The 19,092-nt window shown below is 39.9% G+C and carries 17 protein-coding genes; 6 read left to right on the plus strand and 11 right to left on the minus strand.

All coding sequences use genetic code 11. The annotated features are described in order from the left end of the window. Positions 1-30 precede the first annotated feature (30 nt). The 8 genes from BN1765_RS17545 to BN1765_RS17585 form a co-directional block, all read right to left on the minus strand. Positions 31-426: a DsrE/DsrF/DrsH-like family protein gene (locus BN1765_RS17545; protein ID WP_050616326.1), complete on the minus strand. Its 396-nt coding sequence runs from the start codon at positions 424-426 to the stop codon at positions 31-33. A 30-nt stretch (positions 427-456) separates the two neighbouring features. Further along, positions 457-1,014 (minus strand): sulfurtransferase TusA family protein, encoded by a 558-nt coding sequence (locus BN1765_RS17550; protein WP_075050825.1) that lies wholly within the window; start codon positions 1,012-1,014, stop codon positions 457-459. 240 nt (positions 1,015-1,254) lie between these two features. Continuing rightward, positions 1,255-1,515, minus strand: coding sequence for a metal-sensitive transcriptional regulator (locus tag BN1765_RS17560; protein WP_050616328.1), 261 nt, complete (start codon positions 1,513-1,515; stop codon positions 1,255-1,257). A gap of 7 nt (positions 1,516-1,522) precedes the next feature. Further along, the gene (locus BN1765_RS17565) at positions 1,523-1,891 is read right to left on the minus strand and encodes a sulfurtransferase (protein ID WP_069203047.1); all 369 of its coding nucleotides are present in this window, start codon (positions 1,889-1,891) and stop codon (positions 1,523-1,525) included. Between the two features lie 315 nt (positions 1,892-2,206). Further along, on the minus strand, positions 2,207-2,860 hold the full coding sequence (locus BN1765_RS17570) for an amino acid ABC transporter permease (protein WP_050616329.1): 654 nt from the start codon (positions 2,858-2,860) through the stop codon (positions 2,207-2,209). A gap of 4 nt (positions 2,861-2,864) precedes the next feature. After that, a complete protein-coding gene (locus BN1765_RS17575; protein ID WP_050616330.1) occupies positions 2,865-3,521 on the minus strand; it encodes an amino acid ABC transporter permease in 657 nt (218 codons plus the stop codon). Positions 3,522-3,670: 149 nt separating this feature from the next. Further along, positions 3,671-4,480, minus strand: coding sequence for a transporter substrate-binding domain-containing protein (locus tag BN1765_RS17580; protein ID WP_050616331.1), 810 nt, complete (start codon positions 4,478-4,480; stop codon positions 3,671-3,673). Between the two features lie 20 nt (positions 4,481-4,500). Further along, a complete protein-coding gene (locus BN1765_RS17585) occupies positions 4,501-5,229 on the minus strand; it encodes an amino acid ABC transporter ATP-binding protein (protein ID WP_050616332.1) in 729 nt (242 codons plus the stop codon). Between the two features lie 378 nt (positions 5,230-5,607). Between BN1765_RS17585 and BN1765_RS17590 the strand changes: the two genes are divergently transcribed. From BN1765_RS17590 to BN1765_RS17615, 4 genes are all read left to right on the plus strand, one after another. Continuing rightward, positions 5,608-6,240, plus strand: coding sequence for an NUDIX hydrolase (locus BN1765_RS17590; protein ID WP_050616333.1), 633 nt, complete (start codon positions 5,608-5,610; stop codon positions 6,238-6,240). Positions 6,241-6,829: 589 nt separating this feature from the next. After that, positions 6,830-7,102 (plus strand): hypothetical protein, encoded by a 273-nt coding sequence (locus tag BN1765_RS17595; RefSeq protein WP_050616334.1) that lies wholly within the window; start codon positions 6,830-6,832, stop codon positions 7,100-7,102. Between the two features lie 742 nt (positions 7,103-7,844). Further along, positions 7,845-8,699 carry a TetR family transcriptional regulator gene (locus tag BN1765_RS17605; RefSeq protein WP_230199546.1) on the plus strand — a complete coding sequence of 285 codons (855 nt, stop codon included), beginning with the start codon at positions 7,845-7,847 and terminating at the stop codon, positions 8,697-8,699. Positions 8,700-9,802: 1,103 nt separating this feature from the next. Then, positions 9,803-10,303 carry a GNAT family N-acetyltransferase gene (locus BN1765_RS17615; RefSeq protein ID WP_050616337.1) on the plus strand — a complete coding sequence of 167 codons (501 nt, stop codon included), beginning with the start codon at positions 9,803-9,805 and terminating at the stop codon, positions 10,301-10,303. 265 nt (positions 10,304-10,568) lie between these two features. On the opposite strand, the gene BN1765_RS17620 is transcribed toward BN1765_RS17615, so the two are convergent. Next, positions 10,569-11,804 (minus strand): IS110 family RNA-guided transposase, encoded by a 1,236-nt coding sequence (locus BN1765_RS17620; protein WP_050613344.1) that lies wholly within the window; start codon positions 11,802-11,804, stop codon positions 10,569-10,571. 739 nt (positions 11,805-12,543) lie between these two features. Beyond that, a complete protein-coding gene (locus BN1765_RS17625; protein WP_050616338.1) occupies positions 12,544-15,750 on the minus strand; it encodes an efflux RND transporter permease subunit in 3,207 nt (1,068 codons plus the stop codon). 321 nt (positions 15,751-16,071) lie between these two features. On the opposite strand from BN1765_RS17625, the gene BN1765_RS17630 reads away from it, so the two are divergent. Continuing rightward, the gene (locus tag BN1765_RS17630; RefSeq protein ID WP_050616339.1) at positions 16,072-16,932 is read left to right on the plus strand and encodes a TetR/AcrR family transcriptional regulator; all 861 of its coding nucleotides are present in this window, start codon (positions 16,072-16,074) and stop codon (positions 16,930-16,932) included. Between the two features lie 37 nt (positions 16,933-16,969). Here the strand turns inward: BN1765_RS17630 and BN1765_RS17635 are convergent, their stop codons facing one another. Further along, positions 16,970-17,929: an LCP family protein gene (locus BN1765_RS17635; protein WP_050616340.1), complete on the minus strand. Its 960-nt coding sequence runs from the start codon at positions 17,927-17,929 to the stop codon at positions 16,970-16,972. Between the two features lie 313 nt (positions 17,930-18,242). Between BN1765_RS17635 and BN1765_RS17640 the strand changes: the two genes are divergently transcribed. Further along, the gene (locus BN1765_RS17640) at positions 18,243-18,944 is read left to right on the plus strand and encodes a cytochrome c biogenesis CcdA family protein (RefSeq protein WP_050616341.1); all 702 of its coding nucleotides are present in this window, start codon (positions 18,243-18,245) and stop codon (positions 18,942-18,944) included. Positions 18,945-19,092 lie beyond the last annotated feature (148 nt).

A 19,092-nucleotide genomic window follows, 5' to 3' on the forward strand; every position in this document is an offset into this window, starting at 1 on the left:
AAAAACCCGTCAAGGACGGGCTGTAACGAATCAGAATGTTAACGTTACATCTGCATCCTTGGCGAAATCTAAGAAAGTGACGGCTCCGCCGACTTCAATTCCATCTACAAAATCTTCTTTAGCCAATCCCATAACGTCCATTGTCATTTGGCAACCAATGAACTTAACGCCCATTTCCTGTGCCATGGCTACCAATTCAGGGATTGCCGGAACGTTTGCTTTTTTGAAGCCTTCCGCAAAATGTTCCTTGCCTTCAGGCATCGGCAATTGCTTATACGCTTCCTTATGGATTAAATTAAGTCCTTCAAATGTAAAGAAGACGGCTACTTCTTGATCTGTTGCTGCTGCAGCTGTAGCGATGTTAAACACTTTATATGCATCAAATAATCCGCCATTGCTTGCGATAATTGCTACTTTTTTATTCATTTCCCATTTCTCCTATCAATCGATAATTTTTTATTGTTTATTTTGCCATTTGCTCATGCCAGGAACGACATTCACTACATGGCTGAATCCTTTTGCAGCCAGTTTTGACGCAGCCATATCACTGCGGTTGCCTGTTCTGCACACTACATAGATCTGGCCATCCTTGTCCAGCTCATCCATTTTTTCATCCAATTCTCCAAGTGGAATGGACACTGCATTCGGAATATGCTGGAATGCATACTCTGCTTCTTCTCTGACATCAAGGATCGTCATAGGTTCCCCTTTGTCGATCTTCTCCTGAAGTTCTTCATTTGGGATGACATGCGGATATTTTTTCTCCGTTTTCTCATCGGTGGATGATTTGCGGATATAATGCTTCAGCACCCCATCTTCCTCAAGAGTACCGATATATTGATGTCCAGTGCTTTCAGCCCAAGCTTTCAAATCAGCTTTTGAGCCTTTATCGGTTGCCTCTACTTGCAAAACTTGGCCGCTTGCCAAGTCTGACATTGCTTTTTTTGTTCTGACGATTGGCATCGGGCATGCAAGACCTTTTGCATCCAATACAACATCTGCTTTAATTGCCACTTTGCTCACTCCTCACTATATAATCCCCGCGCCTGCGCTCATCCTCATTTCTTGGTTCACGCCGGCCGCCTCCATTGCTCTCCGGCTTTTCTCTCCGGAATGCTTTATGGGATATACCAAGAATACCATCAGGGGTATTAGTTGTCCAATCATGTGCTCCGATAAAAAAATGATCCAGCTTGGCTTTATGCCGCTGCATGTTTGAACAAAATAAAAAGCAGATAAGGAGAGCGTACCCTCTTATCTGCTTTTGACTAATAAATTTACCGCTTCTTTCACTAAAGATTCCGTGTCAGTTCCTTTGGCTTCTGCGTTCTGGACACATTCTACTAGGTTGGAGCTGACCACAACGCCAATCGTACGGTCGATCGCTGAACGTGTAGCGGATAACTGCGTGATAACTTCTTTACAATCTTTATTTTCATCCATCATGCGCAGGATTCCGCGCAGCTGGCCTTCGATTCGTTTTACGCGATTTTTTACAGAATTATCGTATTCCATTATTCATTTAACCTCCTAATGAGACTAGATTTTTACCGCACGGACAACCTTCAAGCGAATAAGATACCACTTGAATACCTTCTTTGCGCAAAAGTCTTATCCCCATATTCTTCTCAATGCGATCTGTTGCTACTACATGGACTTGCTTATTAGGTATATCATGGTAGTGCCTTTTTATATAAGCAACCGGTATATTAATGGTCCCATTCAGCGGCGAGCGAGAAGAAACATTATAATCCCTCAAATCCACTACGACCTTTGCAGGTTCCTGCATGATTGCTTTTAAGCTTTTGCAACGGACTCCTGCTACCGGCATATATCTAGAATATAACAGGAACAGAATGGCCAATCCGATAAAAATAAAAATATATGTCATTATATCAGCCCCTTACCAAATAAGGAATCGTTCATTGAATAGTATTATACCCTTAAGGGTATGAAAATACACATTATATGCTTATGCCACAACCATAGGGATTGCACATAGCCCGAACATCCTTTCATCCGTTCTATGTAAATCGGAACGGAAAATCAGACGGGGAACACAAAAAAACTGTAAACATCCTCTTCTTTTAAAAAGGTTGCCTACAGTCTGAAACCCGGCTCCATGTTTATCCCATTATAACCTATTCGAGAATAAAGACGAAGAAGATAAGCTGGGAATGATTACACCTGCCGATGAAAACTCAGTTTACCCTGTTTTTAATTCCAGGCGCCGCGCCAATAAAGACAGGGCGAAATTGACGGCAAAATACATAACCATAACCAACAAGAAGATTGGGATGACATAATGTGTATTCCGCGCATTAATAATCTGTGCATGATGCGTTAATTCCGGCAAAGCAATGACGACAGCCAATGATGTATCTTTCAATAAAGAAATGAATTGGGAAACAATCGGCGGCACCATTCTTCGCAGCGCCTGCGGCAAGATAATATGCCAAAGCGTCTGTATATACGAGAGTCCCGAAGAGCGTCCTGCTTCGATTTGTCCTTTTTCTATGCTGTTCAAGCCACTTCTGACTACCTCTGAAATCATGGCTGACTCAAAGACTGTTAGTGCAGTGATTGCCGCAAATGTAATGTCCAGGCTATATCCAAGCACTTCGGGCAGCCCCAAATAGATAAACAAAATGATTAACAGCAACGGAAGATTCCTAATGATATCCACAACGATCGCCAGCAATTGGGACACCACCGGTATCTTCGCATACCTTAGGATTGCCACAACCCCGCCAATAAGAAAACTTAGCACGATTGAAATCAAAGCAATCTTTAATGTTACACCGAATCCCTCCAACAAAAACATAAAATTACTTGCTGTAAAAGCTCCTGCAAAATCCATTCATTCACACCCCTTTTCTCGCAAAGCGGTTCTCCAGATAGATCACCATGTAGTTTAAGGGAATTGTCAAGATGAGATAGAACATCCCAACAAAAATATACGTATCGATTGTCTTGAAGGTGGAAGCGGCAATCATATCTCCGGCATACATCAAATCAAGCCCCGCCACTACTGTAAGGATGGAGGAGTTCTTGACTAGATTAAGGAACTGGTTGCCAAGAGATGGAATGACAATTTTGATGGCCTGCGGCAATATGATCATCCTCATCGCCTGATTATAGGAAAGGCCGGATGACCTGGCCGCTTCCATTTGTCCTTTAGGGACTGCCATAATGCCTGCCCTGATGGCTTCTGCAATGAAAGCCGATGTATAGATGGTCAAACCGATGGTTCCGGATATGAATCCATTCAATTCAATCCCAACGGTCGGCAGTCCGATATAAATGAAAAATACGATAATTAACAACGGAATATTCCGGAAGAACTCGACATATGCAGTACCTATCCAATTGAGCGCCTTAATAGGTGCAATTCTGAAAATAGCCAGCAGGGCACCAAGTATAAAACTGCATATTAACGCAGTAACACTTGCCCTCAGGGTGTATAGAAATCCTTCTAAATAGGTATCAATGTTATCTGTCAGCACTGAAAAATCAATCAATCTCTTCACTCCTTTACCCAACGTGGACATGCCTCATCTATTCGGTATCCGTATTGCATGTACACAAAAAAGCTCTATTCGGATCACGTTCTTTCCTGCTATCCGAAAATGCCCAGCCGGAAATCAATCCGGCTGGGCACAGCCTTTCCTTATTTCGAAGAATCTATTTTGATCCATTTTTTGTAGATTTCATCGTATGTGCCATCGTCTTTCATGTCTTTAAGCGCTTTATTGATTTTATCCAACAATTCCTTGTTTCCTTTTTTCACGGCAATTCCATACGGTTCATCGGTGAACGTTCCGCCCACCACTTGATATTTATTGTCTTCGTCAGCCATTCCGTAAAGGATGGAATTATCTGTCGTAAGCGTATCCCCTTTGCCTGCTTTCAGGGCTGTGAATGCTTCTGCATAGTTCTCGAATTCCAGAACTGGTGCATCCTTGGCTTTTTCACGGATATTTTGGGTGGATGTTGACCCTTTAACTGCAAGAACAGTTGTATCTTTGTTCAAATCTTTAATGCTCTTAATCTTGCTTCCTTTTTTCACCAGAAGGGATTGGCCAGCCTCAAAATAAACATCCGAGAAGTCCACTTCTTTTTTCCGTTCTTCCGTAATCGTCATTGTCGCAATTATGGCATCGATAGATCCGTTTTTCAGCATGGGAATACGGGTTTTGGAGGTAACTTCTTTTAAATTGACTTTGGTGTCATCGCCATACATCCGTTTTGCCAATTCATTGGCAATATCAATATCAAACCCTTCCACTTCACCAGATGCAGGATCTTTCAGACCAAATAAGCGTGTATCATTTTTCACTCCGAACGTAATGGTTTTGCCGCTTTTCGCGTCTTTTTTGTCGCCACTGCTCTCGTCCTTTGCAGCACCGCAGGCCGCCAGCATTATAACCGCCAGCATTGAAACTAAAAACAATGAGATTAATTTCTTTGATAATTTCATAGAATCCCCCTTACTTTTGATTAATGATTTAAAATACGGCTGAGGAATAATCGTGCCCTTTCTTCCTTGGGATTCGAATAAAACTCGGCCGGTATTGCATCTTCCAGTATCTGGCCTTGATCGATGAAAATGATCCGGTCAGCCACTTCCTTGGCAAAGCCCATTTCGTGAGTCACCACGACCATGGTCATCCCTTCCTTCGCCAACGATTTCATGACATCAAGGACTTCACCAATCATTTCCGGATCGAGTGCGGAAGTTGGCTCGTCAAACAACATGATTTCCGGATTCATCGCTAGTCCCCTTGCAATTGCGACACGTTGTTGTTGGCCGCCTGAAAGCTGGGATGGATAGGCATCCGCTTTGTCAGGGATTCCTACCTTTTTAAGATAAGCGTGCGCAACTTTTTCCGCTTCCTCCTTAGATTTTCCTAAAACTTTCATAGGGGCCAAGGTGATATTCTGCAGAACAGTCTTGTGAGGGTATAAATAAAAATGCTGAAATACCATACCAATATTCTTCCTGAGTTCATTGATATTTGTCTTTTTATCATTCAGAGCAATTCCATTGACGCGCAGGCTTCCGGTCGAAATCGTTTCTAAATGGTTGATGCAGCGCAGAAGCGTGCTTTTTCCTGATCCCGAGGGGCCGATGATCACGACGACCTCCCCTTTTTGGATTGTAAGATTAATATCTTTCAATACTTGAAATTCACCATAAAACTTATTGACGCTTTGAAATTCAATCATTCTGTTCCCCCTGTCTCTGTCCCTATTGATATGGTATGCTTCTTATTCAAGCTTTTATCACTTCTACCGTTTAATAAGATTCATTATTCAGAAATTAATACAAGAGGCATTCCGTATACTGGGATTTTTTGTGGAGCTACTTGTTTAATCGTTGAGCTAAGATTACTTATCTACCTTATTGTTGGCTAATATCGCACTATATGTATTTTACTTCAGTCTATCAATTACTTATTTTACCAAAATAATATAAAAATGTAAATGATTTTATATTCTGTAAACTTCCTGTACATTCCTTTAAAAAAGCAGGCTGTTTATATATTGTAGATATAGACTATTTAACATTTACGTTAAATCATCCACCTATTGGGAGGCTTTATTATGGAAAGTGAATTATTAAGAATCTTTAACGATCAGAGAGAAGCCATCGGGACTGGGACCAGGGCTGATATCCACCGGCAGGGCCTTTGGCACGAAACCTTCCATTGCTGGATAATCGGCCGCATCCAAGAGACAGATGTGATTTATTTACAGATAAGAAGCCAATGGAAGAAGGATTACAAAGGTTTGCTTGATATTACAGCAGCCGGCCATCTGCTCGCGAATGAGGCTCCCGAAGATGGACTGAGGGAGGTACATGAAGAATTGGGCATCGATATTGCCTTGGATGACTGCATTCCTTTAGGCATCTTAGAAAACGTGATCGAAGGCCCGGAATTTATCGACAAAGAACTTAGCCATGTCTTTCTCTATCCATGTTACGGGGAAGTGCCGCATTTCCGTTTACAAGAAGAGGAAGTTGCGGGGATTGTAACGGCCCGTTTCAAAGATTTCCGGGATTTGTGGACGGGTAAGGCAGAAACAATTAAGGTACAAGGATTTGTCCAGCAAACAGGAGGCAAACAGACTCCTTATGCCAGCAACATTGGCAAACAGGATTTTGTGCAGCATCAGCCATCCTATTACAATGCACTGATCGAAAAAACAGAGCAATTTTTGAAATCCCGGCGATGATGTGAACACCAAAACATAAATGGGAGGTGCAAATACCCGCTTCAGGATGCTCGCTTTCCACTGAGCGGGCGTCGAGCATACTCGGCGCCTTTAGCACCTACGGGGTCTCGACTGTCCCCCTGATCCCGTGGGAGTCTTCTACCTTCTGCTTCTGTATCTGCCCAAATCCGATACCTATCAATCATCTTCTAGTTAATCTCTTCCCTTTTATAAAAAAACTTTATAAAACAGTTGAAACAACACCTAAAAAAGAGATATAGAATCACCCCATAGTTTCTTCTTCCTCTAGCCATTCTCGGATTTTAATCAGATGGTTGCACGATCTCTTCCTCTTCTTTCTTACAGATAAAATAAGAAGCAAATGATATGGAACGTTTCTAATGATAAATATTCAGTTTGCCCCATCTGACTATCTTAAAAGTGTAAAAGAGAAATGAAGTGAAGAAGAAATGGCTTCTTTTTTGCCATTAGAAGAAAGATTAATAAAATAACAAACACCTATTTTAACCAAAAAAAGGCATACTTCCCTTTCATATAAGCTCCTTCTAGCATATTTTATTATATCTTTAGAGAAAGGAGGTTCTAATTTATGGTACACAAACACAAAGTAGAGATACAACAAGCTGAATGCCCTACTTGTCCAGACGGCACTGTTTGTGAGAATGGTGATTTGCTATGTGTAAACATTCCTTGTACGTCAACGGTAGTTTTATTAGGCGCAATTCGGTTAACTCTTGGTCCTGTATGTCTTCGAATTGGCTCTATCGGTGGTACAACGAATTTATCAGATGAGGAAAAATTAGCGCAATTACAGCAAGTTGTTGATGTATTGCGTAATTCTCTTCCGAATTTCACTGTTTAAAGACTACTATTTAGCAGATTAACAGAGAGACTTACAATAAGTTAAAAAGAGAAACTCCATTTTGATCAATCTTTTTTCAAAATGGAGTTTTTTAGTTGTTGTTAAATAAAGGTGGAAGGGAACAAATCTATATTTTAAAGCTAATTTGCTATAATTGGTTATTGTACGAAGTGGCAGGTTAACTCAAGAAGAGATATGGGCAAGTAATATTGAATTACTGACAAAACATATTTAGAAGGCTTTCACAAGAAGAGACCCAATAAAATTAATATCTAAAGAAAATTACTGAAATTACTAACAATATTAGGAGATAACCCACAATTGCAAAGAAAATATTTTTTAGACTTTTTTTATCATTAAGTATTCCAACAATTATTAGTACTGCGGATGACAGCGCTATAACCCAAACACTATGCACAATTGAATAAAGTAAACTTCCAATAAACATTATAATAGGAAAGATATAAGGTTTCTTAAAGGCGTTTAGCATAATGTCCTCCCTTTTAAATATAGACCTCAAGATATTTTATTGATTTTGAAAATTATAATTATACATTTGAAAATACTAATGAAATACAATTTTGTAAAGTCTTACATGGAAATATTTTGTGTATAAATCCATTCAATTATCGGATGGTTTAATGAATTTGGGAACAATATCGCAGTTCCTTTTTTTATGCTGCTAATGGGGCAGTTTAGTTAAAGAAGAATATGTTATGATAACAATGAAAATAAATTCCAATTGTGGTGTAAAGGGGGTATTTGTATAGATATACTTGACCAAATTGTATTTTCAAAAGAAGCGTCTAACCTCGATTCTTATAAAATCATTGATGCGGATTGGAAAGACAATTTAGGAGTAGCGGTTGTTTTAAAAGTAAAACGACAGTTAATGATACTTTTGAATGAAAATGATTTTCTAACCATTCCTTTTAAATTGCAATATTCAATTGTAAGATGGATTGATAAAAATACTCTACTTATTGCTGATTCAAGAAATGAAAATGATTTGGATAATGTTTTTATCTTGAATTTGGCTGGGAAAATTCTTGTTTCATTTAACGGTGGAGATGGCATTGAGGACATTGAAATTGGTAAGGAAGGTATTTGGATAAGTTATTTTGATGAAGGCGTTTTTGGAAATGGAATATCAACAGAGGGTTTGGTTTTATTCGATTTTACTGGTAAGGCTGTTTTTAGGTATCATTCCGATTTAACGATTAGACCATCTATATCCGATTGTTATGCTATTTGCAAAGGGAAAGCGTCCTCTGTTTGGCTATTCCCCTATTCTAACTTTTGTTTAATACAGATTTATCCTGAAACTAAAGCTATAAATTATTATAAAGTTCCCCAAAAATTATATGGTTCTCAGGCTCTATGTGTTAGAGGAAATTATGCTTATTTTTTTGATCGTTATAATTCTGATGATGAATTGTTCTCGTGGGAAATAGGTGAGAAAAAACCTCAATTAATCGGAAAGATCGATGGTGTGCTAAGAGGCTTGAGTAACAGCGAGAATAACCATTTTATTTCTATCTCTGAAGAATTCGTTAAGTTATATAAAATAATTAATGCTGATGAATACAACAACTAGCCTTTGTTGAACTATCTGGGGTTACAGCTGAAGAGCAAGGCTGCTAATGAGCAGTCTTTTTTGTTGTGTCACTATCGGGGCAGGTTAGTGGAATTACTAATCTATACACAAAAGGTAAAATAAGGTATAATATAGTATGCGGGAGCGTTGAACCAAGAGAGATTAACTCCCTTTCTGTTTAACTTCTTAGGGAAGATAAAGAAGTTAAACGATAGAATAGATAACTTTCATAACTTTTTAAGGGGGAAAGTTAATATAATATGGCTAACATACTTTTTTTGTTTTCCCTTGCTGTTACAGTCGGAATAATTTATTTTTTAATAAAAGTTATCAAGAAATAAATGCACCACTCATAGGATACGTTAATCAGAAATTAATTAACGTTTTTTGAACTTATTGAACTAATGGAGGTTAAAGCTGAAGATCAAGGCTACTAATGAGCAGTCTTGATCTTGTTATGTCTCTATCGAGGGCGTTGATCCAAGAAGGATTAATTGTTGAACTCTTATGGCAGAAAAGAAGCAGTTTAGCTCAAGAAGGACTTTAGATAATACAAATAGAATACCTTATTAATAATCATCCTCTGAAGGGAATTTAAAATGCTTAATTAAAAAAGGACCAGAAATTCAAGTACAAAAAATAGATTCTTACTTTATAGAATAGAAGGAGAGAGTTTTGAATAAAAAATCAGTGATATCGTTAGTATTTGTGATATTTATCTGGATTATCTTAGCGTTGTTCCATTTGTTTAGTTTTCTTTATTCCTATTCACCAGTCAATAATATGACTTTCCAATTTTTCGTTGTATTCTTACCTATAATCGCCAGTGTTCTAGCGCTTCTTATAAAGAATAAAATCGTGAAATATAGTTTCCTTTTACTAAGCTTAGGAACTGTTTATTACTATTCTTTTCCTTATATAGTTTTATGGATGAAATAAGTAAATTAAAGCCCCTACTTAATGAGAAGGGGGCTTTTATCAGGGCCTTGATTCAAGTAGGATTAATGCCCTTTTATGTTGAACTCCTTATGGTGGTAAAGGGGCAGTTTAGTTTAACAAACATAGTTTATAATTTTGGAAATTGATTATTGGGGGATTTAATAATGTTAATTAGAGAGATACAACCCTTGGATGCCGAAAAATTTATATGTCTCGTTAAGCAAGTTGAATCTGAAGCTAAGTTTATGCTTATGGAAGCAGGAGAAAGAAAAACCACTCCTGAACAACAACGTAAACAATTAGAACTCATCAAGAAACAAAGTAATTCAACAATATTTGTTGCAGAACAAGAAGAGGGAGAAATTGTTGGCTATTTGATAGCTATTGGTGGTAACGTAAAGAGAACAAAGCACTCTGCATATCTCGTGGTTGGTATTTTAGAAAAGTACAGAGGTCGTGGTATAGGTACAAGTTTATTTCAAAAATTAGAAGAGTGGGCAAGACACTCTAATATATCAAGATTAGAGCTAACAGTTGTCACTCAAAACGAAGCTGGTATTTCTTTATACCAGAAAAGTGGATTTGAAATAGAAGGTATTAAAAGAAATTCGTTGCTAATCAATGATGAATTTTATAACGAGTATTTTATGTCTAAAATATTTTAATTTTTCCGACAGAACCAACGAGGGTATAGCTTCAGGAAGGGTTAATGCCTTTTTGCGTTGAATTCCTTATTGTAGCAAAGGGGCAGTATTCCAATAATGAATGAAGTAAGTTTGTGAAAAAGTGTACTTAAATTAAACCAGCTAATAGTTTGTCAATCATTTCACTCAAAAATATAATGTAAGCATGCTATACTGAAAATAAGGCATGACAAATAAACTTCCTCCAACAAGATGGAAGTTCCTTGAAGATATGTGAAAATTTATTTTAAGCAACATCTTGGAAGGTTGTTTTGGTTTTCAAAAGAGCGTAAATCCAATGTAAAAGCTTATTAGCACAGGCAATAATGGCTACTCGATAAGGTTTTCCCTCGTCTCGCTTTTTGTCGTAAAACTCACGTAATCTCTTATTTCGAGGGATGAGTTCTTTGGTCGTTCTAGTTTTACGGGCATCTCGAATGGCGCAACGGACAGCTGTGAATAAGGCATGCCGTAGCCTGCTGGAACCCCTTTTCGTGATGTGATTCTTGGTACCCTTGAAGGTACCAGACTCGAATACACTGGGGTCAATTCCCGCAAAGGCTACTAACTTTTTAGGGTGATTAAACCGATCTATTTCTCCAATCTCGGAAATAATCGTGGCCGCGATTTTTTCGCCGATACCAGGAATGGATTGGATAATCTTATATTCTTCTATATTTTTTGCTAAGGCATCTATCTCTTCTTCAAGTACGGATAGATGCTTTTTATATTCAAGAAGAATGTTAATAAGCATCTCTAAACTAATCAGATGGCTATGATACAGGGTCTGCTGAAACGGATTTCGATTAGCTGCTTGTATGAGCTTATTCGCTTGATTACTGGCCCATTTCTGAGATCGGCTCTTGCACAGTTCATGAATCTTCACGGTAAGGGTCTCTTCACCAGCTTCCAACACTTTTTTAGAGGTTGGAAAGGTTGATAAAGTACGTAAAGAGACATCCGAGTACAATTCTCCGAACACACCTACATACTCAGGAAATACTTGATCCAGCACAGATTGAAATTGTAGCTTAGCTTGGACAAACATACCCGTCAAATTCTCGTGCTGTCTCGTCAGATTACGCAAGTTCAAAAGCTGAATGCCACGCTTTTTATAGGGCTCTAAATCCTCTTTGTAATACAGCTCGCAGAGATGGTGAGCATCAATTATGTCTGTTTTGACTTTGCGTAAACTCGAACTTTTCGCTTTGTAAGAAATGAGTGGATTCACAACGATTAACAGGTATCCTCTTTTTTCAAAATACTGAACGACAGGCAGGTGATAATGTCCCGTAGATTCCAAAACAATGGGTGGCTGTGAACCTGATTGTTCTTCCACTTCTTTGATAAAGGCGTGTAATTCCTGTAATCCATCCAGTGTATGTGCGACTTTAAAGCTCTTTTTGTATGGTTTCTTTTTCTCCAAGAATGCTTGAACCTGACTTTCTCCTTTTGCGACATCCAGACCAATGACTGGATTCATGATATCTCCTCCTCATCAATGAATTAGCTGGTAACCCCTAAATGGCTCCTTATAGTGTCATAGCTTCGCTTGTTATACGAGATCTAAGTCCCAACCAGCTTCAATCATGTTTCTATAAGTAGGGGGCGAACGGTTTAGTTATCGGGATTAAAATCCCACGGGGGCGGTCGTTCTACCCCAGCTACCATTAGTATTCTAGAACCTAAATAAAAAGGTCAACCAATAACATTGGCTAACCTTATAATACGAACGGGGGCGTTAGCACAACAACAAATATTTTGGTTGTTGTAGTAAATGAGGCCATTTGTTGTACAAAGAGAGGACAGATAAAGCATATTTTCTAATACTCACCTATCTTCTTTAATTTAACCTTCTATAATGTCTGACATGGTATAGAAGTTCACCGTTGATAAAGGTTTTAAGAAATATATTGATTTTAATAAAAAGTTCATTCTGGTTTTAATACTGTACAAACCTGATTGATACTAGATTGATTGATAGAAGCGGAAGGTGCGAAGACTCCTGCGGGATCACCGCCCGCCCCGCGGAAAGCGAGCATCCTGGAGCGGATATCAATCGTCGCTACATTATTCTTGAAACAATGCAGCAATTGATAAATGGGCATAACATTCTTCAGTTCATACATTTTCGAAAAGAAGATTTAAGTTCAATGCCAAAATTACTTCACTATACTAAAAAAGCCCGATCTCTCTAAGTGAGGATCGGGCCTTTTGTTGTTTTATATTTCTCTAGATACAGCCTGTTTTTGTTGCTTTTTACGTGATTTTCTATGAATGATCTTCGAAATTGTTTCATAAACAATCGGCACAATCAGAAGGGTCAGCAGCGTAGATGAAATCAATCCGCCGATGACGGTTACACCCAAGCTTTTCGAAATAATGCCGCTTCCTTCCAAACCGAATGCCAGCGGAAGCAATGCACCGATCGTTGCGATGGCGGTCATCAGAATTGGGCGCAAACGCGTTGCACCGGCATCCAAAATGGCTTCCCGTGTATCCCAGCCTTCGTTTTCTTTATGAATAACACGGTCAATCAGTACGATCGCATTGGTCACTACGATACCAATCAACATCAATGCCCCCATTAGAGCCGATACAGAGATTGTTTCCCCTGCAATAAGCAAGGCCACCAACGCCCCAATGACAGTGAATGGCAATGAGAACAAGATAGCGAATGGCGCTAATCCACCACCGAAAGTGATGACTAATACAAGGTACACAATCGCTATGGCAGCCAGCATTGCTAATCCCAGCTGAGTGAACGATTCCTTCACATCTGCTGTCACACCAGCCATCTTAATACTTGATCCTGCTGGTTTATCCAGTTTATCCACTTTCTTCTGCAAGTCTTGCGATACGGAAGAAACATCGCTTCCCTTCAATTCTCCGCTTACGCTTGCGTAAATTTTTCCGTTATAGCGCGAAACCGTATCGGATGTTTTGCCATTTTCCACTTTGGCGACATCTTTGATTTTCACAGGGACGCCAAGAGGGGACATCAATGTCTTATTCTCCATATCTTCTATCGAGTTATATGTGGATTTTTCAGCCTGGACATAGACTTTCAAATCTTTCCCGTCTTTTTGGATTGTTGTCAGTACAGGAGGCTGCTTGCCAGGTGCAAGGGCCATGGAGATCTGTGCCGCTGTCAATCCAGTTTTGCTCAATTTCTCTTGATCGGCAACAAATGTGTATTCATCATACGTGTTTGCCAGACTTGAGTCGATCTTCTTCAAGTCATTGTTTTCTTTCATGACTTTTTCAACTTTGTTTACTGTTTTCTCAAGGTCTTTCATATTTTTGGCGAATACTTGCAGTTCAATTTTATTGCTGCTTCCGGTTGCTGAGAAATCCTGCGATTTCCATTCGCCTTTGCCGGTCATTGATTGAAGCTTTTTAATTACCTTTTCTTTTTCTTGGTCAAAATCCGGTGTGTCATCTTCATAATTGACAAAGAACATGGCACTGTTTGAATCACCCATACTCATCGGGCTTCCTGCTCCAAGCGATAATTGGACCATTTTGACGTGTTTTCGGTCAAGGAGAGATTTTTCAGCTTCCGTAACGATTTTTTCTGTTTCTTCCATTGTGACGCCAGGTTCCGGCTTGAAGGTCGCAATCATCATTTTGTCATCTCCCATGGACAGGAAGCTGACACCGATCAGCGGAGTTAAAGCCAAACTGCCGACCAACAGAAGCACAGCAATGGCGCTGGTAATGATTTTATGGTTCAGCGCCCAATTCAGCGTACGCTTATAAGCGCCCGCCAGGCGTCCATGCTTATGCTCTTTGCTTTTTTCTTTAACTTTGACGCCTTTTTTGAACATGATGTGAGCCATCATCGGAACAATTGTGATAGCCACAAGCAAAGAAGCAAGTAACGCAAACACCATTGTTAATGCAAATGGCATGAATAGTTCTCCGACCATTCCGCTGACTAGGCCAAGCGGAAGAAAGACAGCAATCGTCACAATGGTCGAGGACATAATCGGGATGAACATTTCTTTAGTAGCTGATTTGATTAGCTCTCCGCCCTTCAGCGGCTCATCCTTATCCGACATTCTTCTATAAATATTCTCAATAACAACAATCGAGTCATCGACCACACGTCCGATTGCAACTGTCATGGCTCCCAACGTCATCATATTAAGCGTGATGTCCATCTGTTTAAGCAGAAGGACCGCAATCAGCAATGACAACGGTATGGATACGACCGATATAATCGTAGACTTAAAGTCCCTTAGGAACAGAAGGATGATCAGCATAGCGAAGATAGCGCCGAAGACCGCCTTGCTCAGCATCGTTTCAACCGAATCCTCAATTGGAGTCGCTTGGTCAAATGCGGTTACGATTTCCAAGCCGTCATAGTCTTTTTCAAAGTCTTTGATTTTATCTTTGACAGCATTCGCTACGTCAACCGTGTTGGCATCCACTGCTTTCACGATTGAAATACCGATGGACTCTTTTCCATTTGTTCTTGAAACAGATTCAGCCTTGCCAACCTCTTGAATATCGGCAATTTCACTTAACTTAACTGTCGGGATTCCAGCGGCAGCTGCTGCTTGTTGACCGGCTCCTTGTGATGAAGCGCCCTGCGATTGGGCAGAATCCGCCTGCATGCCTGTTTGCTCGCCGTTAGAGGATTGGCTATCAGCAGATTGGCCCGACTCCTCTTCTGAAGAAGGGACAGCAGGTATTTCAAGATTCTTCAAATCGTTCAAAGAAATAATATTGCCTTCCACTTGAACGGCTTTCTCTTTGTCCTTGAACGTATAAAGGCCGAGCGGGGCATGGATGTTGGATGCCTTGATGATATTCTCGACCGTTTCCTGTTCTAGGCCCAATTCTTTCATCTTCTCATCGTTGAACTTCAATTCAACTTGATCAACCTGCTGGCCGGAGATTTGCACAGACGAAACGCCTTCCACTCCTTCAAGGGCTGGAGCAATGTCATCCTCAACGTCTTCAGTCAATTCAGCCAAAGATTCTTTTTCATTAGCGATACTCAATGAAAGAATCGGGAATGCGTTGATATTCACTTTATCGATTTTGGATTTTTCTACATCATCAGGCAAAGTCACACCTTCAAGGGCTTCCTTCACCTCATTTTTCGCATCATCCATGTTCTTTCCATACTCATATTCGATTTGTATGGAGGATGCATTTTGGTAGGATGTAGCTGTTACATTTTTAACTCCGCTTAAATTGCGGACGATTTGATCGACCGGCTGTGTTACCTTTTCATCTACCTGAGTCGGAGTTGCCCCCGGGTAGACTGTTGTAATGCTCAATACTGGCACACTGATATCCGGTATGCTTTCCATTTTCATCTTCATTCCTGAATAGAGCCCGGCGGCTACGACAATAATGGTGATCAGCCACATCGCCAGCTTATTCTTCAACGTAAAGCCAATTATCTTGTTCATCTCGACACCCTTTGTTTTTTAAGTTTGGCCATAGAGCCCTAATTACTATTAATATTAATTGACCAGTCATTCAGCGTCAAACAAAAAAGAATGAATTGCCGGTCGGTTCTAAATAATTCAAAAACAGAGCTTTCTCTTTTTGTTTCTAGTGATTTTCTGGCAAACAGTTGATATAATAAGGCTATTCATTAGATACGTTTACCTTTTCCAACTGACTCGCAGCAACTCTTTTTCAAAAGAGAACATCACCTCTGCATAATGACTGACCGGTCACTTAATGAAGTAAACGATCCAACATTCACATTTAATGGAGTTGAGGGAATGAAAGAAAAAGAAAAATTAATAATGGATGCTGCCATGAAGTTATTTGCCCAAAAAGGTTTTTCTGCCACTTCCATACAAGAAATCGCTACTGAAGCGGAAATCAGCAAGGGTTCCTTCTATCTATACTATAAATCAAAAGAAAATCTATTGTACCGCATCTTCATGCATCATTATAAAACATTTCACCAAGAAATCCTAAACCTGAAATCAAGACATCTTTCGCCAAGAGAGCTGTTCATCGAGCAAATGGTCACGCAATACCGAGGATTCCTTGACTCGAAGGATTTCCTTGTTATGTATGCCAGGGAAAGCGCCATTCCTTTTAATAAAGAGATAGGGGAATTGATTGGTAAAATCCGTTCCGATGTAACCTATACGCTGAAGGATGCCTTGAATGATATTTACGGTGGACAAGTCGGGGAAAACATCTGGTCGTTTACACTTTTGGTCCAAAGCCTGTCCCAATCTTACTTAGAGTTATTGATCCACAACACGCAGAAGATGGATCTCTATGAGCTGGCACGATTTATCCTGAAACGCAGCGATAGCCTGGCAGCCGGTTTTGAAAAAGGCAATGAATCCATCGTCATCCGGGAAGAAGATATCCTTCCGTTATTCAAATGCCCTTTCCAAACTGAAGAATATCAGCAATTGAGAATCGTACAGGAAGCCATACAATCAGCAAAAGCTACATATAGCGAGCAAAAGGATACCCTCATTACACTTGAAGTCCTCGAGGAAGAAGTGAATCGGCCTGACCCCCGCGGCCCCGTTATCCAGGGTATGGCCGCGAATCTGCAAAAAGACGGGGCCGCCCTGGAATTGCAATCTTTATTGAAAGACTTATACCGTTTATGACAAAAAAACTGCTGCCATGCTGGCAACAGTTTTTTTCTTAAGCTCCATTTAAAAACTCATTTAGTGCTTCTTTGTTTTTTTCTACATCTATTTGCAGTACCCACGCTTTATTCACCAATTCATCTTCAAAGCTCCCATCGATCGGGATGGTCAATTTTTCAATACGTTGATGGGCGCCGCTCAGTAAAAAGGAGGATAGCACCGAAAGGATCTTGGTTGTGTCATAGTTGGTGGATATATAGGGCAAAACTGTCCCAATCATACCAGGCAGCTTTGTCACACCATGAAAGCTATTCAGTTCCTCACTGATTGCATCAATGACTTCTTGTTGCCGCTTAACACGCCCAAAATCGCTTTGGGCATCTTTTCTGAACCGGGAATATGCCAATAATTCTTTTCCGTGCAAACGTTGAAGGCCTGGCTTAAGCGTCATGCCGATTCCCTCTGACATCTGCTGCTCCACATTTATTTCTATTCCTTCAGGAAAGGCCTGGTCGATCGCCTTGCTGAATCCCATAAAATCGATGATGGCATAGTAATTCAAATCAACATCGAAGTTTTGTTTAATCGTTTGCCTTAATAATTCGGCGCCATCCTTCCCCCCGCCCATTAAATAGGCGGCGTTCAATCTATATTTATCCGATTTGCCGGGAATGCCAACGAACATGTCACGCATCAAAGACACAATTTTGGCTTTTTTTGTCTCACTGTCGTATTGGGCAATCATCATTGAATCTGAATTGGATGCTTCTCCTTCTTTTCTTGTGTCCACCCCGACAAGCAAAATATTCACCTTGCCGGCAACAGGTTCCTCGCCTTTAAAAGTGACAGGTTCTTTAGTAACGGGAGATTCCTCCACTGCCTTGCTATAGCTTGTGTAGTAGTCCCATGCAAAATAAGAGCCGGGCATAACTACTAGCGCAAACAAAATGAAAACAGTATAGATGACAATCAGCTTTTTCCTTCGTTTGCGTTTCCGTAAATCGGTCCTGTTCATAATGACTCTCCATTCGCCATAAGTTGACAAAAAATGCTATCTTCATTTTAGCGGAAGAGCTTTTATTAAACAATCTTTTATTTCTTTATTTTCCCATATATAGATTTAATTATCATATTAATAGGTTATTGGTAGTGGATCTTTCATCCATATTATCCATCCCTACATTCTGGCTAGAAACAATCTCTCCTATTGTCCGCCTGCAGGATGCTGAATCATTTTTCTTGAGTTTACGGTTGAATATAATACACTTAGGAAAAAGGAACGTACGAAGGATTCAATAGGTTTGATATTCGGAAAGTAGGATTAATAAATGGTTTATATAGAATTTCTTATTGTTTTTGCAGCAGGAATCAGTCTCTTCTTTTCAACTTGCATGTTTCCGCTTTTGCCTGCTTATATAGCCCAATTGATAGGCAAAGGCGCAGGTCCGGCAAAAATGGGCGGCAGCAGGGGCAAAGTTGCTTTTCATACCGGACTATTTCTGCTTGGCTACCTGATTTGCTTGATGATCCTTGGGGGAATAGCCGGTTGGATCGGCAATCTATTTTTTGAAGTGCGCGATCCTTCACTTAAAACATCCGGTTTGGCATTGATTATATTCGGCTTTTTATTGACTGGCCTGTTGAACGTAAAGTTATTTATGAAGGGCCGAAAAAAATTGGCCGCCTTTTCTTCCAAAGGCATCTTCGGCAGCTTTTTGTCCGGCATGCTATTTTCCATGCAATGGACTCCGGGGACTGGACTGTTATCCATTAGCATATTGCTTCTTGCCGCTGCATCCGCTTCATGGACTGCAGGCGCCGCATTGCTTGCCGTGTTTGCCTTGGGAATAGCCGTCCCTTTTTTCATTTTCTCTATCTTATCGGCAACATCCATGGATGCCATCCGCTTCATTAACCGCCATCTCGGCAAAATAACATTTGTTACTGGCATGTTGCTGCTTTTGCTTGGCTTTTTGATATTTTCAGGCCAAATTGAGGCGACGCATTCCCTGATCAGCACTGCATTTTAGGTATGCAGTGCTTTTGCCTTGAATTCCCTCTTTTTCCCCTCTATCCCCCGCTTTCTTTTTTTGTTATATTTTTCTAATAGCAAGTATATTTGCAGTTGATTGCCTAAAACTAATTTGAATGAAGGTTTTTATATCATTTTGTGGTAAA

Source organism: Bacillus testis (assembly GCF_001243895.1).
In the GTDB taxonomy this organism is placed as follows: Bacteria; Bacillota; Bacilli; order Bacillales; family DSM-1321; genus Bacillus_AD; species Bacillus_AD testis.